The organism is Neorhizobium tomejilense, assembly GCF_964254135.1.
Taxonomy (GTDB): Bacteria; Pseudomonadota; Alphaproteobacteria; order Rhizobiales; family Rhizobiaceae; genus Neorhizobium; species Neorhizobium tomejilense.
The window spans coordinates 247,340-264,966 of the sequence record NZ_CAXUSO020000001.1; the positions used below are offsets into that span (position 1 = coordinate 247,340).

General features: G+C 61.5%; 16 protein-coding genes, 1 tRNA gene and 1 pseudogene. 13 read left to right on the forward strand and 5 right to left on the reverse strand.

The window, feature by feature from the left end; genetic code table 11:
• Positions 1 to 10 precede the first annotated feature (10 nt).
• Both ACSQ3G_RS01195 and ACSQ3G_RS01200 read left to right on the forward strand, forming a co-directional pair.
• Positions 11 to 457, forward strand: coding sequence for a phasin (locus ACSQ3G_RS01195; protein WP_105418451.1), 447 nt, complete (start codon positions 11 to 13; stop codon positions 455 to 457).
• Between the two features lie 147 nt (positions 458 to 604).
• Positions 605 to 681 (forward strand) — tRNA-His (locus tag ACSQ3G_RS01200).
• Between the two features lie 166 nt (positions 682 to 847).
• Here ACSQ3G_RS01200 and ACSQ3G_RS01205 read toward each other — a convergent pair.
• Positions 848 to 1,492 carry an NrsF family protein gene (locus ACSQ3G_RS01205; RefSeq protein ID WP_436108745.1) on the reverse strand — a complete coding sequence of 215 codons (645 nt, stop codon included), beginning with the start codon at positions 1,490 to 1,492 and terminating at the stop codon, positions 848 to 850.
• Positions 1,489 to 2,037, reverse strand: a complete 549-nt coding sequence (locus tag ACSQ3G_RS01210) for a sigma-70 family RNA polymerase sigma factor (protein ID WP_105419053.1) — start codon at positions 2,035 to 2,037, stop codon at positions 1,489 to 1,491. Before ACSQ3G_RS01210 ends, ACSQ3G_RS01205 begins: the two co-directional genes overlap by 4 nt.
• Before the next feature lie 186 nt (positions 2,038 to 2,223).
• Here ACSQ3G_RS01210 and ACSQ3G_RS01215 point away from each other — a divergent pair, with 186 nt between their 5' ends.
• From ACSQ3G_RS01215 to ACSQ3G_RS01225, 3 genes are all read left to right on the forward strand, one after another.
• Positions 2,224 to 2,487, forward strand: a complete 264-nt coding sequence (locus tag ACSQ3G_RS01215; protein WP_105426499.1) for a pentapeptide MXKDX repeat protein — start codon at positions 2,224 to 2,226, stop codon at positions 2,485 to 2,487.
• A gap of 82 nt (positions 2,488 to 2,569) precedes the next feature.
• Complete coding sequence (locus tag ACSQ3G_RS01220; RefSeq protein ID WP_436108746.1) at positions 2,570 to 3,424, forward strand: cytochrome b/b6 domain-containing protein; 855 nt, start codon at positions 2,570 to 2,572, stop codon at positions 3,422 to 3,424.
• On the forward strand, positions 3,421 to 4,197 hold the full coding sequence (locus ACSQ3G_RS01225; RefSeq protein ID WP_436108747.1) for a molybdopterin-binding protein: 777 nt from the start codon (positions 3,421 to 3,423) through the stop codon (positions 4,195 to 4,197). The genes ACSQ3G_RS01220 and ACSQ3G_RS01225 overlap by 4 nt, the downstream gene beginning before the upstream one ends.
• Before the next feature lie 7 nt (positions 4,198 to 4,204).
• Here ACSQ3G_RS01225 and ACSQ3G_RS01230 read toward each other — a convergent pair whose 3' ends face one another.
• Both ACSQ3G_RS01230 and ACSQ3G_RS01235 read right to left on the reverse strand, forming a co-directional pair.
• Positions 4,205 to 6,025 carry a sensor histidine kinase gene (locus tag ACSQ3G_RS01230; protein WP_436108748.1) on the reverse strand — a complete coding sequence of 607 codons (1,821 nt, stop codon included), beginning with the start codon at positions 6,023 to 6,025 and terminating at the stop codon, positions 4,205 to 4,207.
• 96 nt (positions 6,026 to 6,121) lie between these two features.
• Positions 6,122 to 8,254: a putative bifunctional diguanylate cyclase/phosphodiesterase gene (locus ACSQ3G_RS01235; RefSeq protein ID WP_436108749.1), complete on the reverse strand. Its 2,133-nt coding sequence runs from the start codon at positions 8,252 to 8,254 to the stop codon at positions 6,122 to 6,124.
• Positions 8,255 to 8,597: 343 nt separating this feature from the next.
• On the opposite strand from ACSQ3G_RS01235, the pseudogene ACSQ3G_RS01240 reads away from it, so the two are divergent.
• The 4 genes and pseudogenes from ACSQ3G_RS01240 to ACSQ3G_RS01255 all read left to right on the forward strand — a co-directional run.
• Positions 8,598 to 8,713: pseudogene (locus ACSQ3G_RS01240) on the forward strand (alkanesulfonate monooxygenase); the annotation flags it as partial.
• Positions 8,714 to 8,778: 65 nt separating this feature from the next.
• Positions 8,779 to 10,611, forward strand: a complete 1,833-nt coding sequence (locus ACSQ3G_RS01245) for a TRAP transporter large permease (RefSeq protein WP_436108750.1) — start codon at positions 8,779 to 8,781, stop codon at positions 10,609 to 10,611.
• A gap of 28 nt (positions 10,612 to 10,639) precedes the next feature.
• Positions 10,640 to 11,638, forward strand: coding sequence for a TRAP transporter substrate-binding protein (locus ACSQ3G_RS01250; protein WP_436108751.1), 999 nt, complete (start codon positions 10,640 to 10,642; stop codon positions 11,636 to 11,638).
• Between the two features lie 312 nt (positions 11,639 to 11,950).
• Positions 11,951 to 12,196: a helix-turn-helix domain-containing protein gene (locus tag ACSQ3G_RS01255; RefSeq protein WP_038539927.1), complete on the forward strand. Its 246-nt coding sequence runs from the start codon at positions 11,951 to 11,953 to the stop codon at positions 12,194 to 12,196.
• Positions 12,197 to 12,278: 82 nt separating this feature from the next.
• On the opposite strand, the gene ACSQ3G_RS01260 is transcribed toward ACSQ3G_RS01255, so the two are convergent.
• Positions 12,279 to 13,160: a LysR family transcriptional regulator gene (locus tag ACSQ3G_RS01260; RefSeq protein WP_436108752.1), complete on the reverse strand. Its 882-nt coding sequence runs from the start codon at positions 13,158 to 13,160 to the stop codon at positions 12,279 to 12,281.
• Positions 13,161 to 13,283: 123 nt separating this feature from the next.
• Here ACSQ3G_RS01260 and ACSQ3G_RS01265 point away from each other — a divergent pair, with 123 nt between their 5' ends.
• From ACSQ3G_RS01265 to ACSQ3G_RS01280, 4 genes are all read left to right on the forward strand, one after another.
• On the forward strand, positions 13,284 to 14,780 hold the full coding sequence (locus ACSQ3G_RS01265; protein WP_436108753.1) for a CoA-acylating methylmalonate-semialdehyde dehydrogenase: 1,497 nt from the start codon (positions 13,284 to 13,286) through the stop codon (positions 14,778 to 14,780).
• Between the two features lie 179 nt (positions 14,781 to 14,959).
• Entirely contained in the window at positions 14,960 to 16,054 is a 1,095-nt protein-coding gene (locus ACSQ3G_RS01270; RefSeq protein WP_436108754.1) for a YjgN family protein, read from the forward strand.
• Positions 16,044 to 17,108, forward strand: a complete 1,065-nt coding sequence (locus ACSQ3G_RS01275; protein WP_436108755.1) for a M48 family metallopeptidase — start codon at positions 16,044 to 16,046, stop codon at positions 17,106 to 17,108. The genes ACSQ3G_RS01270 and ACSQ3G_RS01275 overlap by 11 nt, the downstream gene beginning before the upstream one ends.
• A gap of 79 nt (positions 17,109 to 17,187) precedes the next feature.
• A complete protein-coding gene (locus ACSQ3G_RS01280) occupies positions 17,188 to 17,313 on the forward strand; it encodes a hypothetical protein (protein ID WP_436108756.1) in 126 nt (41 codons plus the stop codon).
• Positions 17,314 to 17,627 lie beyond the last annotated feature (314 nt).

Genomic DNA, 17,627 nt, shown 5'->3' on the forward strand with positions numbered 1-17,627 from the left:
ACCTGAAACGATGGCATACAAGACCGACGATATCTTTTCCTTCTCCGCTTTCGATCCGTCCAAGATGACCGAAGGCTTCCGCGACTTCGCCGAAAAGGGTGCCACCCAGTCTCGCGAAGCCTATGCTAAGATGAAAACCGCTGCCGAGGAAGCCACCAAGACGGTGGAATCCACAATGCAGTCGGCCCAGGCTGGCTCTGTCGAACTCGGCCTCAAGGCGATCGACGCTCTGCGCACCAACGCCGAAAACTCGCTGACCCATATGGAATCGCTGCTCGGCGTGAAGTCCTTTGCCGAACTGATCGAACTGCAGACCGGTTTCATCCGCAAGCAAGCAGAAATCACGGTTGAGCAGGCCAAGTCCATGCAGGACACCGCCCGCAAGATCGTTGAAGACGTGACGAAGCCGGGCAAGGAAGCCGCTGAAAAGGTCATGACGACCTTCAAGGCTGCCTAATTCTTAGGGCATGATTTTAAGGAGAAGGCCGGAGCATGCTCCGGCCTCTTCTATTTGCGGGAAAGGACTTTCTATTTGCGGGATAGGACTTGCAAAAAAAGTCCGATCGCCGTATGTGACCCCCCAACGGCGCCCAAGGGCGTTTGTGCGGTTGTAGCTCAGTTGGTTAGAGCGCAGGTTTGTGGCACCTGAGGTCGGAGGTTCGAGACCCCCCAACCGTACCATTTTCTTCCAGATCAAAAGTTTTGTCGGGACGGATGGCACTCCGAGTGTTTAAGCGCTCGTGCACCGTTGAATCGACCAGGTCTGCCGCTGAATTCCGCACCTTAAATTATCTTAAACTGGTCGGTTGCCGATAAAATTATCGCGCCAAGGCATCTTCCCGCCGGCTCACCAGCGCAGCAGCCGGGGTCCCAGAAGCGAGCCGAGAATGCCTGTCAGCAGGATGCCGAGCGAATACCAGATGAGCACGAAAGGCATGCCGTTCTCGGTGCAGAACCAGGAATAGACCCAGGCGCCGGCGGCACCGGCCGCAATCCCGGCGATGAAGCCGGTGAGCCTCAGGTCTGTCGGCGCGCCGCGGCGAAGCACCCACACGTTCCCGGCAAGCACCGGCAGCGCGAAAAGGAAGATCAGCAAAGGGCAATGCAGCGCTGACGATCCGATGATCAAGGAGCGATAGGTCTCAGCCGGCGACATCATCAGCTGGCCGACCGCAACCACAGCCATGATCACGACGATCGCCGCCGCGAACTGGAAGAACCGCCCCCTCGAACCGTCCGGCCGCGCCAGATGGTAGGCGGCGAGGAACGCGGCGATCGCCAGCAGCACGTTATAGGCGGACTTGATCCAGAACACTGGCAACATCAGAGCTTCCGCCATGTCTATGCGCAAGCCGAGGATCGCCACCATCAGCACCAGCGACACGGCGAGCGCCGGCAGAACGCCGGCCACGAAGCGCCGCGCCAGCGCATGGCGCGGCACAGGCTTCAATTCGCCCACCAAGCTGTCGATGACGTCGTCCGTCTTTCTCACTGTCCGCCTCGCAATTTCTCCGCCAGTGCCTTGATCCCTCTATGAATGCCGACCTTGACGGCCGATTCCGATTGGCCGGTCCGGCTTGCCGTATCCGCGACGGATTGGCCCTCGAGCTTCACCTGGCGGATCAATTCCCGCTGTTTCGCCGGCAGGCCATCCAGAAGCCGTTCGACATCCATGCGCGCCGTCAGGCCTTCCTCGTTGTAGTCGCTCTCGAATTCCTCGCCGAGCTCCGTTTCCGCCATCATCCGGCTGCCGCGGCCGCGATGGTGGTCGATCAGCTTGTAGCGGGCGATCGAGAAGAACCATGCGGTAAACGGCCGCTCGCGATCATAGGTTTCCCGGCGGGAATGCAGCGCCAGCAATGTTTCCTGGACGAGGTCTTCCATGTCCGCTTTCGTCGCAGCAGCCATTCGGCGGCTGTAATATCCGACAAGCAGGACGCGCACTGCGTTGAGCAAACGCCGATAGGCGGCCTCGTCCCCATCAAGAGACAGAAGCATCAAGGCCTTCAGGGCTTCTTCCGAATGGGTGCTCGTCATGCTGTTCAAATGATTATTCGGAGAAGCACATAAACGGTTACATCCGGAATGGAAAATAATCCGGATGCTTCCGGCCTATCACATAACCGTGACGCTGTAACGACTTTCTGCGCGGGTCGAATTGATGGCTGTGAGCCCTCGGCACGCAGCCGGCGGACACATCGATTGATCCCAGGAGGACATCCCATGACCAAGCTTCTTTCCAGCCTCGCAGCCTGCACATTTGTTGTCGGCCTTTCGCTCGCCGGTGCGGCGAACGCCCAGAGCAGCACGAGCACCGACACGATGAAGAAGGACTCCATGAAGACCGACGCCATGAAACCGGATGCTATGAAGAAGGACTCGATGGCGACGGGCAGCACCAAGACCGACTGCATGCACAAGGCCGGCATGGAAAAGGACGCGATGAAGAAATCCGAGATGATGAAGGCCTGCGACGCGATGAAATGATTTGACCGCGGCCGCTGAAACTTTCTGCCCGGCGGCCGCGTCTATCTTCTGGAGCCCGATTCCCGCATTCGGAGGAAACACCATGGCCACGATCGATGCCGGCGCTGTGACCGGCCGGACGGTCATCTACCGCCACAGCCTGCTGGTGCGCCTGTCGCACTGGATGAATGTGCTTTGCATGACCGTGCTGCTGTTCAGCGGCCTGCAGATATTCAATGCGCACCCGGCGCTCTACTGGGGCCAATACGGTGCGAATAACGATCCCTCCTTCATTTCCACGGAGGCGGTCGAGGATGGTGACAAGGCGAAGGGCCTCACGCATGTGGGTTCGCTCACCTTCGACACGACCGGATTTCTCGGTGTTTCCGACGTGGACGGCGAGGCGACCGCACGAGGGTTCCCCGATTGGCTGACGATCCCGAGCTATCAGGATCTCGCAAGCGGCCGGCGCTGGCATTTCTTCTTTGCGTGGCTGTTCGTCATCAACGGCTTCATCTATCTCGCCTATGGATTGGTGAGCCGTCATTTCCGCCGCGATCTCCTGCCGGCCCGGGACGAGCTGACGCCCGTCCATATCGGCCACGAAATCGTCAATCACGCCCGGCTGCGGTTTGCGAAAGGGCCGGAGGCGCGGCATTACAACACGCTGCAGAAGCTCAGCTATGTCGCGGTGATCATCCTGCTCCTGCCACTGATGATCCTCACGGGGCTCACCATGTCGCCCGGCTTCAATGCCGTGGCACCCTGGCTGCTCGATGTGTTCGGCGGGCGGCAGTCGGCCCGCACGATCCATTTCCTCACCGCGTTTTCGCTGGTCGCCTTCGTGGTGGTCCACGTCGCGATGGTGATCCTGTCGGGCGTCTTCAACAATCTGCGTTCGATGATCACCGGCTACTACGCGATCGACCAAGGGAACATTAAGGGAGGCAAGCAATGACCAGCATCCTCACCCGCCGCCGCTTCCTGATCGGCGCGACCATGACGGCCTCCGCGCTCGGTTTGAGCGGCTGCGACGCGCTTGTCGAAAGCGACCGGACGAAATCGGTCCTCAAGATCGCCGAGGGGCTTTCGATGAAAACCCAGCGCTTCCTGCTCGGCGACAACGCGCTGGCGCGCGAGTTCACGGAAGCGGATCTCTCCCCGGTCTTCCGGGCCAACGGCACCAGCATGCCGGACAATCCGCAATATCTCGACTGGATGAGCCGGCAGTTCTCGACGTGGAAGCTGGAGGTCGGCGGCCTGGTCGAAAAGCCGATGCAGCTGTCGCTTGCCGAATTGAGGGGCCTGCCGGCCCGCACCCAGATTACCCGGCACGACTGCGTCGAAGGCTGGAGCGCCATCGGCAAATGGACCGGCGTGCCGCTCGGCGCGCTGCTCAAGACGGTCGGCCTGAAGCCGGAAGCCCGCTACATCGTCTTCCATTGCGCCGACGAGTACGAGAAGTCGCTCGACGGCAGCGGCTGGTACTACGAAAGCGTCGATCTGGTGGATGCCTTCCATCCCCAGACCATCCTCGCCCACACGATGAACGGCCGGGACCTCGAAGTCGCGCATGGCGCGCCGCTGCGGCTGCGTGTCGAGCGCCAGCTCGGCTACAAGCACGCAAAATATCTGACCCGCATCGAGGCGGTGGCCGATCTCGGTCGCCTTTATGGCGGCAACGGCGGTTTCTGGGAGGATCGCGGCTACGAATGGTATGCCGGGATCTGAAGAGGCTTTACGTTCCCGCTTGTGCCGGAGCAACTCTCGGGAGCCGGATGATAAATCGCGTGCCGCGGGCCTTGCCGGCGGGCGGGCTCTCGACGGCGATCGATCCGCCGAGAACTTCGGTGACGATCTGGTGGACGATATGCAGCCCGAGACCGGTACCGCCGCTGTGACGGGCCGTGGAAAAGAAGGGTTCGAATATCTTCTGGATGTCCGTCTCGTTTATCCCGCGACCGTCGTCGGTGAATTCGATGAGGACCTGGTCTGCCAGTCTGCGGACATCGATACTGATCATGCCGGGTTTGCCGGCATCGAAGGCATGCAGCAGCGAATTGTTGAGGAGGTTCGACAAGACCTGGGCAAACGGTCCCGGATAGGTGGTGATCGCCAGATCAGCGGGCACATTCAGCGTCAGGCTGATACCGGCGCTAGCGTCCCATTTGCGCAGGCGCGGATCGGCATCAGGAATGAATGCGGCGAGATCGATATCCCGTCGCTCCAGCGTCGCGCGGTCGACCGCAACCTGTTTGAAACGTTGAACCAGCGCGGTGCACCGGTGGATGGCGTCGCGGACCAGATCGAGGCTGGTATCGCTGTCTGCGACATAGAGGTCGAGATCCGAGCGGCGCAGCCCCGCTGCAATCCGTTCCTTGAAAAGCCTGAGATCCTTGGCGGCCTTGCTGAGCACGAGTGCCGCACTTCCAAGCGGCGTGTTCATCTCGTGGGCGACGCCGGCAACCATCAGGCCCAGCGACGACAGCCGTTCGGCTCGCGCAAGTTCCCGTTGGGTCACGTTCAGTTTTTCATTGGTCTCGCGCAGCGCCTTGTTCGTGTCCTCCATTTGCCGCGCCCATTCCGCCTCGGCCTCCATGCCGTTGGCCAGGCGGCCGGTGACCGCAAGCGCCACCATGGCGAGGATTGCCGCGACCGCGCCGAGAATGAGTTTCCCCCTCGTTTCCTGGTCGTTGATCGCGGCCGCCGAGTCACGGGCGAGCAGATAGAGGTCGGCACCCGCGGCACGTCTTTCCGCGACTTCGCCTGTTGCCAGCAAGCTCGCAACGGGCTGGAAGCGACGGTAGTTCCAAACGCCGTCCCTGCTGCCGAAAAGCCCTCTGTCTCCCTTGCCAATCGCCCGCAACATCTCCGCCTCAGCCGGGCCGGGCGTTGAGGCCCCAAGCTGCCAGCCCCAGTTCGCATCCGCATCTGGACCTTGGAGCCAGTATCCGGCCTGGTTCATCAGATAGAGCTCGACGCTCCTGTCGAGCCGCTTCAGGCGTTCAAGCAATCGCGTGGCGCGGTAGTTGATGACGATGATGCCCTGCTTGATCCCATTGCGGAAGACGGGGCTTGCGACGCGCAATGTCGGCAGATGGGGGACCTCGACCACGCCGTTGTCGATATTCAGATCGAGGGCTGAGAAATAGAGGCCGTTCAGCGGCAGCGGAATCGTATCGCGAAAATAGGGTTGGTCCGCCTTGTTCTGCAGCTGCTCGCTGCTCACGACGACCGGTTCCGCGCCGCTGCGGCGGTTGACGCGCAGCCGTTCATTGCCGTCATTATCCAGCCACCGTACCTGATCGTAATCCGGCGAGCTGGCGGCGAAACTCTGGAAGATCTCGGCGCTCAACGGAGCGAGCCGAGTCGTCGTTTCGCCGAAGCGCGATTGCAGGTCGGCGAGAAACAGGGCGTCGCGGCCAAGCCGGTCCAGGGCCCGACCGAGAATGTCGTAGCCTTGCGACAGGGTCTCCTCCCTGTTGCGGATCTGAGGTTCCCGCGCGTTCGCACCGATCTGATGCCAGAGCAATGGAACGCCGATGCCAAGTCCCACCATCCAGGGTATCACGAAGACGGCAAGTCGCCTGCGATGGCGATAAATGGCCCGGAGAGACGGAAACATGCGGAGTGGAGACGCGGGGATCATCGGCAGCTACACCGCCTTGACCGGCGAGTTTTGCAACCGCGCCAGGAATTGCTCGAAGGGCTCCGGGCGAGCGTAGAAATAACCCTGCGCCAGGATGCATTTTCTCGACCGCAGCCATTCCGCCTGCTGCTCGGTCTCGACACCTTCGGCGAGGACACGCATGTTCATGCGCTCGCCAAGCCGGATGATCATCTCGACGATCAGGTCACTCTGGCTGGACTCTCCGAGACCGGCGATGAACGACGGGTCGATCTTGAGCGTGGCGGCCTCGAACGACCGGAGCTTCGTCAGCGAAGAATAACCGGTGCCGAAATCGTCGATGGCGATCGCGAAACCTTCGCTTCTGAGAATGGAGAGCATGTTGTTGGCGTGCTGGTGCTCTTCCATCGCGACAGTCTCGGTAATTTCCAGTTCCAGCCGATCCGGTGACAGGCCATAACGGCGCGTGGTGGCGATCAGTTCGTCTATGAATTCCTTTCGCCCAAGCTGGATCGGCGAGACATTGACGGCGATCGTGACGCTTGGGAATCCCGCTTCGCTCATGGACCGTAGCGCGCTGCAGGCCTGTTCCAGGATTTGCTGACCCAGGGGCACGATCAGCCCGTTCGCCTCTGCGAGCGGAATGAAATCTGCCGGAAATACGACCGAACCGTCCGGACGCGTCCAGCGCGCCAGGATTTCGGCGCCGACAATTCGACTGTCGGCGAGGTCGATCTGCGGCTGGAATACGACGCTGATTTCCCGGTTGAGCAGCGCCTTGTAAAGCTGCTGCGAAAGAGCGAACCGGCGGCGTGTCTCGTCTTCGACATTGGGGTCGTATTCGATGAGTTGCCCGCTCGTCCCCTTCAGTCCCGCCTTCTTCAGGAGCAGAAGCCCAGTCGCGATGACGGTTTGAGCTGACGTGAAGTGATTGAGATCGAGGGAGGCGGCCTCTGCACCGAAGAACAGGGCTTCGGGCGAGTGGGCGCCCGCTTCGAGACGGTTTACATACTCGATCCGCACGAGATATTCCGGTCCGAGCACGGCAAATACGTCTTCGTGCAGACGCGCGATCATGCAGGGTGGCGGAAAGGCCGCTGCCAGACGCTTCACGAAAGCGCGCAGCAGGTGATCGCCCTGTTCGACCCCGAGCGAGACGCAGCTTCTCGCATACTGGTTCAGTTCGATGAACAGGACCTTCCGTCTGCGCGGCGGGGGAACCTCGAGCGCCGCTTGAATGCCGCGCTTCAGCGCGTTGCCGTTCGCGATCTCGAGCAGGCCGTCTTCATAGGCGGTGCGGTCGAGTTGGCTGGTCAGCGCCACATTGATCAGGCCGGTGCCGATATTGGTCGCGAAGACCCGCAGCAATTCCCGCTCCGTGTCGTCGATTCGCCTGTTTGTGGCGATGTACGCCGCTGCAGGAGGTGCGACCGCCTGGCCCTGGAAAAACAGAACCTGCGCTTTCGCGGTTTCGATACTCGCCTGCTCGTCGAGCGAGCGCTGGATCAGGTCGCGAATGGATTCGTCTTGGATGGTATCGAGGGTCTGGTTGAGGACCGAAGCGAACCGCCCTGCCGAGCCGATGATCTTCGGCGGCTGTTCACGGTCACGCCCGCGGACGCAGACGATGCCATCCTCGCTGACGCCGAGAAGTGCGGCCAGTTCGTGGATCATCCGGCGGGAGAAGTCCTCGAATCCTGACGACCTCGCCAGGCTATTGCTCGCCTCCACAATGCTCTGGAGGCCCCGGCGCGCGCGGTTCAGCACGTCGATCTGCTCGAAGGTCCTGAGATTCGCAGTGAGAATGCTGTGAAGCCGCTCATTGGTCAGGTCGGTCTTCAGCCAGTAATCGGCAATATCATAGGTCTCGAGCGACGATTGCATCGGCGCGATGCCCGGTTGCCCCGTGAGAAGCACGATACGCAGCTGCGAGTTGCCGAGCACCTCGCGGATCGTGCGAACCAGCCTGAGCCCCGCATCGTCCGTCTCCATCACGACATCGAGCAGCAGGACCGCGACCGAAGGCGTTTCGAGCAGAAGCTTGGCCGCCTCGTTGGCAGAAGAGGCCATCAGTATCCGCGGCGCGATGCCGCGATAGGTGAAGCCAGAAAGCGAGAGCCTGAGGGAGTTCTGGAACATCTCGTCGTCATCGACGCTCAAGATGGTGAAATCCCTCATCTCCGTTTGGAACTGGTCGGGCGAAGCCCCTGTCTGGGCGGCGGGCTCTGGATGAAATTCGAAGAGATCCTGAGATTTCTTTTCTTGTTCGATATCGCCCACGGACACATCCCCCGATTGTCACGCAAGGGTTGCCCCTGCATTTCCGCGAATCCATTAATTCACTCAAAGCCAAGCATGTCTCGCAAAAAGATGCATCGAGGGCGAGATTCTGGTCCTGGCTGTGGATTGAGGCCGGTTGCGGTGTGGAGACTGGCGCCTTAAAAGGGCGGAACTTCTCAAGCCTCGCTTGACCTGCGGCCGTGCGGAAGGCCGGGCGCCGAAAACTTTTCTCCTTTCGGGCCTGCCGCTGCTTGAGGAAGCCCATCGCTTCGGCGAAAAGGTATTGCCGCGTCTCGATGTCTCACGCGAGATGTCGGCATCGCGTCATTCACCTGGTAGACGCTCTTCGATCGTGATTTTTCCACGGTCAGGACCGCCTGATTCTCCGGCAAAGGTAAGAGCCTGTGGCAGCCAGCCCATCCGACTTTCTAGAGCAGACGGCAGTCCGGGGCGATAGCCTTGCCGCGCGGGTGCTGAAGGGCGTCGAGACCGTGCTCGGCACCATTGCAGCGCTCATCCTCGCCGTTCTGCTGACGGTCGTGCTGGTCAGCGTCTGCCTGCGCTATTTCTTCAATACCGGCTTCATCGGTGCCGAAGACCTCGGGATATGGCTGCATGTGGCGCTGATCTCGATCGGCGCCCCCCTCAGCCTCAACAGTGCGCTGGCCATGCGGCTCGATGTCTTCGTGCGTTTGGCTCCCGCCCGGCTGCTGCCGGCGACCCACGTTCTGGCGGACGTGTTCACCGTGCTGGCCGCCATGATCCTGCTCTTCGGCGGTTCCGAAATCATGTCCATGCTCGGCGGTATTTCTCCGGCGCTCGGCGTTCCGGAGTGGATCCGCTTCGGTTTCTTAGGCGTCGGCGGCGTGCTGATCCTCGTTGTGCTCCTCCTGCAAAGGCTTGCCGAGGGCAGGGCGCTGCCGGTAGTGACATCGCTCGTCCTCGGAGCCGCGCTCTATTTCGGCGTCCCCGAAATCTTTATCGACAGCGAGCTGCCGCCGAGCCTGTTCCTGGCACTGGTGGCAGCACTCGGTCTCGTCCTCGCCGCCCCGCTGGCGCATGCTTTCCTGGCGGCAGCCTATGTGGCGATCGCCTTCGGGAGCAGCCTGCCGGAACCGGCGATCGTCTCTTCGACGGTGGCCGGCATGTCGAAATTCCTGCTGCTCGCCATTCCCTTCTTCCTGCTGGCCGGCGGGCTGCTAACCTCTTCCGGCGTCGCCAACCAGCTCGTCCGGTTCGCGGCATCCATGGTCGGCCATCGCCGGGCGGGACTGGCGCAGACGACGCTCCTGACCAGCGTGCTGTTTTCCGGCGCCTCGGGTTCGTCCGTCGCGAATGCCGCCTTCGGCGCCTCCACCTTCCAGCCGGAACTGGTGAAGCACGGTTACCCACCGGCACAGGCAGGCGCGATCATCGCCGCCACCTCGGTGCTCGACAACGTCATCCCGCCGTCGATCGCCTTCCTGATCCTTGCGACGGCCACCAATCTGTCGGTCGGTTCGCTGCTGGTCGGCGGCTTCTTCGCCGGCGGCCTGATGGCGGTTTGCCTCGCCGTGGCCATCCATCTCTCCGTCAGAGAACAGGTGGCCTTGCCGCGCGCGTCGGGACGTGAACGATGGCAGGCCGCCACCTCCGCCATCCCCGCTTTCGGCCTCGGCATCATCGTCGTGGTCGGCATCCGCATCGGCATCGTCACCACGACGGAGGCGGCGGCTCTCGCGGCCCTCTATACGATCATCCTCGCCGTCTGGGGCAGGGTCGGAGCAGGCTCGCTGCTCGTCTCGTTCCGGCAGGCGGCGACGGAGTCCGCTGCGATCGGTTTGCTGATCGGCACGGCCGGGCCTTTCGCCTTCCTGCTCGCCGTCGACAACGTCTCCGGCCTCGTCTCCGAGTTCGTGATGATGCTTGGCGGCAGTGCGCTCGCGGTCCTCATCCTCTCCAACGTCATCCTTCTGGTCGTCGGACTGGTGCTCGATATCGGCGCGGCGATCTTGCTGTTCGGGCCGATCCTGCTGCCGGCCGCCGTCGCCGCGGGCATCGATCCGATCCATTTCGGCGTCATCATCGTCGTCAATCTGATGATCCACGGCCTGACCCCGCCGCTCGGCATGCTGGTCTTCGTGGTCAGCGGTGTCACCCGCATTCCCGCGACCGCGCTGTTCAAGGCGGTCGTGCCCTATCTGCTTGCACTTCTGGTTTCCCTGGCGATCCTTTGCGCCTGGGCGATCATCTTCTGATTCTTCCATAATTCCGGGGACCTGAGACATGGACAACATCAACCGCCGAACCCTTCTGAAGACTGCCGCAGCAACCGGCGCGGCGCTCGCCGCTCCGGTTTTCGTGCGCAGCGCGGCCGCTCGCACGACGACGATCACCACCGCCTCGCTGCTTGGCGACGACAAGCCGGAATCGAAGATCTGGGTGAAGATCGGCGAGCTGGTGGAAGCCAGGCTGCCCGGCCAGTTCAAGTTCAACGTCGTCAAGAACGGCGCGCTCGGTGGCGAGAAGGAAGTGGCGGAAGGCGCCCGCCTCGGTTCCGTGCAGGCAAGCCTTTCCACCGTCTCGTCACTGTCCGGCTGGGTACCGGAGCTGCAGGTCCTCGATCTGCCGTTCCTCTTCCGCGACGCAGCCCATGTCCGCAAGACGGTTGACGGCAATGTCGGTGCAGATCTCAAGCAGAAGCTCGCCGCTCAGAATTTCGTGATCGGCGATTTTATCAACTACGGCGCCCGTCATCTCCTGACCAAGGAGCCGGTCACCCGCCCGGAACAGCTGAAGGGCAAGAAGATCCGCGTCATCCAGAGCCCGTTGCACACCAAGCTGTGGGCCGCCTTCGGTACTGCCCCGGTCGGCATTCCGATCACCGAGACCTACAATGCGCTGGCGACCGGCGTCGCCGACGCCATGGACCTCACCAAATCCGCCTATGCCGGCTTCAAGCTTTATGAAGTCGTCCCCTGCATGACCGAAACCGGCCATATCTGGGCGTCCGGCGTCATCTATTATTCCGCAAGTTTCTGGAACCAGTTGAACCCCGAGCAGAAGACGGTCTTCCAGGAGGCGTCGAAGGAAGGGGCCGCCTATTTCAACCAGCTCATCGTCGACGACGAGGCGGCATCCGTTGCCGTGTCGCTCAAGAATGGCGGCAAATTGCTGAAGCCGGAAGCCTTCGAGGAATGGCAGAAAGGCGCTCAAGGCGTCTGGCAGGATTTCGCCGCGATCGTCGGAGGCATCGACAGGATCAAGTCGATCCAGTCGGCCTGATGCGTTTTTTTGAAAGTTAAGAAAATTTAATGTGGCACCGCAAAAGCGGTGCCATTCATGTTTTTTCAGCTCGATTTAAGGCGAAAATGCCCGATTCCAGCCATTTTGACAGCGCCGGGTAGATCGACGCCGCCTTCTTTCGACCCGAAAGCGAACACATTTTTGTGCACTGCAGCAATCGCCCTTGTCTCGGCCGTCAGCATGCCTATGTTTGCGGCAGCCGGTGCCTAATTTTTTAGACACCTGCGTCTTGGGCGTTCGTCCCCCTTCACCTGACCGGTTTTCGGCAGGCCATTCCAGAAGGAGCATACAATGACAATTTCGATCAATAATTTCGCATCCGCCAATGGAGCGAAGCTTTCTCCGCAGCACATTGCCTCAGCCGTCGCCGAAACGCGACGTTCTGTCGGCTACAGCATCGAAGAGCTTGCCATCACGACCGGCCTCGTCAACGACGAGATCGTTCGCATTGAAAACGGCACCGATGCCGACCCGGCCAAGCTGAAGCGCATTGCCGCGGCACTCAAGGTTCCGGTTACGACCTTCCTGCCTTCTTGATACAAGGTTTTCCGGCCGCTCCGGCGGCCGGACCCTGTTATAGGCCTTCTTCTTTTTCCTCTTGTGAAGGCCGTCCTATCCGTCACACAAAGATGTGGCTTTCCCCGTCGACCAGTTCCTTCAGGAACTCCACCACCGTCCTCAGCCGCATCAGGTCGCGCGTCGTTTCATGATATGTGGTCCAGTAGGACCTCCGGATGATGGTCTCGGGCAGCACGCGCACCAGTTCCGGATATTGCCGCGCCACATAGTCGTGCAGGATGCCGATGCCGGCCCCGGAACGCACTGCCTCGGTCTGGCCGATGGCGCTTGAAATCTCGAAGCTCGCATCCCAGTCCCGCATCACCTCGCCTGTGAAATTCAGGGAAGGCGAGAAGATCAGGTCTTCGACGTAACCGATGCGCGGATGGCTTTTCAGCGCCTCGACCGTCCGCGGCGTTCCGGCCTGATCGAGATAGGCCTTCGAGGCATAGAGGCCCAGCGTATAATCGGTCAGTTTCGAAGAGACGAGCCGGCCCTGTTCCGGGCGTTCGATGGTGATGGCGATATCCGCCTCGCGCTGGGAGAGCGAGAAGGATCGCGGCACCGGCACCAGCTGCAGCTTGAGTTCCGGATGCCGGCGCGTCAGCCGCCCGAGCCGCGAGGCAAGGAAGGAGACCCCAAAACCGTCGGGCGCACCGATCCTGACCGTGCCGGCGATCGCCGCGTCGATCCGCCCGGTGCTCGCCTGCGCCGCCAGCATCTCCGTTTCCATCCGCTCGGCCGCTCGAAAGAACACCTCGCCTTCGGCAGTCAGTTCGCAGCCATTGGTCCGGCGGATGATGAGGCGGGTGCGCAGATCCTCTTCCAGCGCTGTCACTCTTCGTCCGAGCGTCGCATGGTTGACACCGAGCCGCCGCGATGCCGCGAGGATCTGGCCGGTGCGGGCGACCGCGAGAAACATACGCACATCGTCCCAGTTCATTTTAGGCTCCAATGTCGAAATTTGCACAACGGATGCGTAAACTACGGCGTTGCCTTGTGCAAATCTGAGAGTATCCTCGGCTATTCAAAAAAGATCGCCACAAAAGGCAGGAGGAGCATACCCATGCGTGAGATCGGGCATTTCATCGGCGGCAAGCATGTCGCCGGCACCAGCGGCCGCGCGGCTGACGTCTTCAATCCGGCAACCGGCGAAGTCCAGGCGAAGGTTTCGCTCGCCAGCGTTTCGGAAATCCGCGCTGCCGTCGAAAACGCCAAGCAGGCGCAGCCGAAATGGGCTGCCACCAACCCGCAGCGCCGCGCTCGCGTGTTCATGAAATTCGTCGACCTGCTCAACCAGAACATGGACGAGCTCGCCGAAATGCTGTCCCGCGAACACGGCAAGACGATCGAGGATTCCAAGGGCGACGTCATCCGTGGTCTGGAAGTCTGCGAATTCGTGATCGGCATCCCGCACCTGTCGAAGGGCGAGTTTACCGAAGGCGCCGGCCCGCAGATCGACATGTATTCGATGCGCCAGCCGGTCGGCATCGGTGCCGGCATCACCCCGTTCAACTTTCCGGGCATGATCCCGATGTGGATGTTCGCGCCGGCGATCGCCTGCGGCAATGCCTTCATCCTCAAGCCGTCCGAGCGTGACCCGTCGCTTCCGATCCGCCTTGCCGAACTGATGATCGAGGCGGGCCTGCCTGCCGGCATCCTGAACGTCGTCAACGGCGACAAGGCAGCCGTCGATGCGATCCTCACCGATCCGGATATCGGCGCCATCTCCTTCGTCGGCTCGACCCCGATCGCCCGTTACGTCTATGGCACGGCTGCCATGAACGGCAAGCGCGCCCAGTGCTTCGGCGGTGCCAAGAACCACATGATCATCATGCCGGATGCCGATCTCGATCAGGCTGTCAACGCGCTGATGGGCGCGGGCTACGGTTCGGCAGGCGAGCGCTGCATGGCTGTTTCGGTTGCCGTCCCGGTCGGCGAGGAAACCGCCAACCGCCTCGTCGAAAAGCTGATCCCGAAGATCGAGTCCCTGCGCATCGGTCCCTATACGGACGACAAGGCCGACATGGGCCCGGTCGTCACCAAGGAAGCCCACGCCCGCATCAACGGCCTGATCGACCGCGGTGTCGAGGAAGGCGCCAAGCTTCTGGTCGATGGCCGCGGTTTCAGGCTGCAGGGTTACGAGAACGGCTATTTCGTCGGTGGCACGCTGTTCGACCACGTCACGCCCGAGATGGACATCTACAAGCAGGAAATCTTCGGTCCGGTCCTCTCGGTCGTCCGCGCCCACAACTATGAGGAAGCGCTCGATCTGCCGATGAAGCACGAATACGGCAACGGCGTTGCGATCTACACCCGCGATGGCGATGCCGCCCGTGACTTCGCCAGCCGCATCAATATCGGCATGATCGGCATCAACGTGCCGATCCCGGTTCCGCTCGCCTATCACTCGTTCGGTGGCTGGAAGGCCTCCAGCTTCGGCGATCTGAACCAGCATGGCACGGATTCGATCAAGTTCTGGACCAAGACCAAGACGATCACCGCCCGCTGGCCGTCCGGCATCAAGGACGGTGCCGAATTCGTCATGCCGACGATGAAGTGAAACGGCAATCAGGACAGAGCATCAGGCGGGCCTCTTCGGAGGCCCGTTTTTATTTTGGCGGTTGAAAGTGTCAATGCGATGTAGAGCAGTGATTGAAATGGCATGTCGCGGCCTTACAATGAGGCGAAGAATCGGGCAGGCGGCCGTCTCGACGGTATTCGGCAAGGGGACACGACATCATGGCAATGGCAGAGACGGCGCCTCGGGCGGCGGAAGGACAGTCTTTTGAACGCGCCTCCTTCACCGGCAGCGCCAGCGAATATTTCGGCATCTGGATCGTCAACGTTCTGCTGACGATCATCACCCTCAGCATCTATTCGGCCTGGGCGAAGGTGCGGCGCATGCGATATTTCTACGGCAACACGGTCGTTCTCGACCGCGCCTTCGAATATCACGCGACCGGCAAGCAGATCTTTATCGGCCGGCTGATCGTCACCGCGTTCGTGATCGTGCTCAACATCGGCACGGCGATCTTTCCGCCAGTCGGCATCGTGACCCCGATCCTGATCCTGATCGCTCTGCCGTGGCTCATCAAGCGCAGCCTGCGCTTCAACGCCCGGGTGACGAGCTATCGCAACGTGCGTTTCGATTTCGTCGGCACGGCAGGCGGCGCCTTCGTTGCGATCATGCTCGGCAGCTTCATAGCCTTCATTTCGTTCGGCATCCTGGCGCCGCTTGCGAGCCGCTGGACCTGGCGATACCTCTTCAACAACCTGCGCTACGGCGACCGGCCGTTTTCCAGCGACCCCCAGCTTGGCCGGCTTTATGGTGTCTGGATCCTGCCGGCATTGATCGTGTTCCTAGGCAGCATCATCTTCGGGTTCATTGCCTTCATCGCGATCATGGGTGCTGCGACCGTCATGCGCGAGAGCGCCGAATTGACGAGCACGCAGATGACCGTGCTGAGCATCGTCGGTCTCTACGCCGGTCTCTTCATCTATTTCATCCTCTACGGTATTGCTGGTCTCTTCTATCGGGCGGGTGTGCGCAACGTCGCCTGGTCGGCGGCGGAGCTCGACGACCGCCATCAGCTGGTCAGCGACATCTCCCGGCCGCGTTATGCCTGGATCGCAATCAGCAATGTGATCGTCACCGTGCTGACGCTGGGGCTGATGCGCCCCTGGGCGGCGGTCCGGATGGCGCGGTATGTCAACGAACACACCGGTATCCGCATCAACGGCGATCCGGGCGAGATCCTCGCCTCGATCGAGGCGAGCGGTGCTGCGATCAGCGCCGAATACATGGATATGGAAGGGTTCGACTTTGGTTTCTGACGGAGCGGTCATCGCGAAAGGCGAATGGCATCCAGCCAATTCCAGCCGCGCAATCGAGGCCGTCCTGCGCGAGGACGGCACTCTCCTCGTCGCAGCGGAAGAGGGGCGGGTCCTCGCATCGGCTGTGCCGGAGCGGGCCGAGATCAGCGCGCGGGTCGGCTCGATCCCGCGGCGGGTGAGTTTCCCGGACGGTTCCGTGTTCGAGACGCGCGACAACGACGGGGTCGACACCTATCTCCACGGCAAGCGCGGCGCCGGCAGCGGCTTGATCCACCGGCTGGAGCAGTTCCATCCGCGACTGATCGTCATGACGATTGCCGTCATGCTGCTTGCCGTCTCGATCTATCGGTTTGCAGTCCCCGTGCTGGTCGAGGTCGCCGTCCTGGTAACGCCGCCCTTCGTGCCGGAACTGATCGGCTCCGGCACGCTGGCATCCCTCGATCGGACCATCCTGAAACCGTCCGAATTGCCGGAAGGCGAACGGCAGGCGATCTCCGACGGCTTCTCGAAACTCGCCGTCCATTCGAAGGGCGGGCAGAAGGCCTATCATCTCTACTTCCGGGATGGCGGCGTGATCGGCCCGAATGCCTTCGCACTACCGGACGGCAGCCTGATCCTTACCGACGATCTGGTGAAGCTCGCTAGTGGCGACCGGGAAATGATCCTTGGCGTGCTCGGCCACGAGATCGCCCACGTCGAAGGCGAGCACAGCCTGCGGCAGCTCTACCGCGCCGCAGGCGTCGCCGCTCTGGTCATGTTGATTGCCGGCGATGTCGGCTCGGGCGTCGAGGACATCCTTACGCAGGGCGGCGCACTGGTGGCGCTGTCCTATTCCCGGGCCGCGGAAGCGGAAGCCGACCGCCGGTCTGTCGAGCTGATGCGGGCGGCCGGCTACGATCCGGCAGCACTGGCGCGCTTCTTCGCAATCCTTGAGGACAAGCTTGGAGATCATGAGGATGCAAGCATTCTCTCGAGCCATCCGGGCACCCCGCAACGTCAGCAGGACATCCGCAACTACGCCGCCGAGCTCGAAGGTCGGCTACAGGCAAGGTAGCCGTGATCGATAGCCGCCATTGACGTATCCGCAGACTATCCTAATTTAGCTCGCGGAGTAGGAGTGGGGATGTATGTCCATGGTGTACGAGTGGGATGCGAAACGCGCCCGTCGCGCGTATCTGGCGAAGATCGGCCTTAGCCTGCTGGCTGCAATGGTGATGGTCGCCGTCCCGGCCTGGATGGCGATCGCGATAACCAGTTGATGCGAGCCGGAACTTTTTCCGGCGAATCGCCGCGGATCCGGAATGGCGATCCGAGGTTGTGGAAAATCGACTCATAATTCGGCGGTCCGTCTTTTCGGCGGGCTGCAAAAGCAAGGTTTTCCCGGGAGAGCCCGCCGGGGCGTCTGCCTATGCCTCCTGATCTAGCTTGTACCTCGGCCTTCCGGGTCTCCGTTTGTGTGGACGAACAATTCGCCGCTTGAATTCCGCGCCGATGAAGGCAAGCTGGCGCAGCGCGAAAACTTGATGACAATTTTCTTATTTTGGAATTGTTCAAAACTAGCGGAGCCTTTATA

Excerpts from the sequence above, each read along its gene's own strand:
- ACSQ3G_RS01195 (WP_105418451.1), top strand. The coding sequence starts at position 11 with ATGGCATACAAGACCGACGATATCTTTTCCTTCTCCGCTTTCGATCCG.
- ACSQ3G_RS01210 (WP_105419053.1), bottom strand. The coding sequence starts at position 2,037 with ATGACGAGCACCCATTCGGAAGAAGCCCTGAAGGCCTTGATGCTTCTG.
- ACSQ3G_RS01215 (WP_105426499.1), top strand. The coding sequence starts at position 2,224 with ATGACCAAGCTTCTTTCCAGCCTCGCAGCCTGCACATTTGTTGTCGGC.
- ACSQ3G_RS01220 (WP_436108746.1), top strand. The coding sequence starts at position 2,570 with ATGGCCACGATCGATGCCGGCGCTGTGACCGGCCGGACGGTCATCTAC.
- ACSQ3G_RS01225 (WP_436108747.1), top strand. The coding sequence starts at position 3,421 with ATGACCAGCATCCTCACCCGCCGCCGCTTCCTGATCGGCGCGACCATG.
- ACSQ3G_RS01230 (WP_436108748.1), bottom strand. The coding sequence starts at position 6,025 with ATGGTGGGACTTGGCATCGGCGTTCCATTGCTCTGGCATCAGATCGGT.
- ACSQ3G_RS01250 (WP_436108751.1), top strand. The coding sequence starts at position 10,640 with ATGGACAACATCAACCGCCGAACCCTTCTGAAGACTGCCGCAGCAACC.
- ACSQ3G_RS01255 (WP_038539927.1), top strand. The coding sequence starts at position 11,951 with ATGACAATTTCGATCAATAATTTCGCATCCGCCAATGGAGCGAAGCTT.
- ACSQ3G_RS01260 (WP_436108752.1), bottom strand. The coding sequence starts at position 13,160 with ATGAACTGGGACGATGTGCGTATGTTTCTCGCGGTCGCCCGCACCGGC.
- ACSQ3G_RS01265 (WP_436108753.1), top strand. The coding sequence starts at position 13,284 with ATGCGTGAGATCGGGCATTTCATCGGCGGCAAGCATGTCGCCGGCACC.
- ACSQ3G_RS01270 (WP_436108754.1), top strand. The coding sequence starts at position 14,960 with ATGGCAATGGCAGAGACGGCGCCTCGGGCGGCGGAAGGACAGTCTTTT.
- ACSQ3G_RS01280 (WP_436108756.1), top strand. The coding sequence starts at position 17,188 with ATGGTGTACGAGTGGGATGCGAAACGCGCCCGTCGCGCGTATCTGGCG.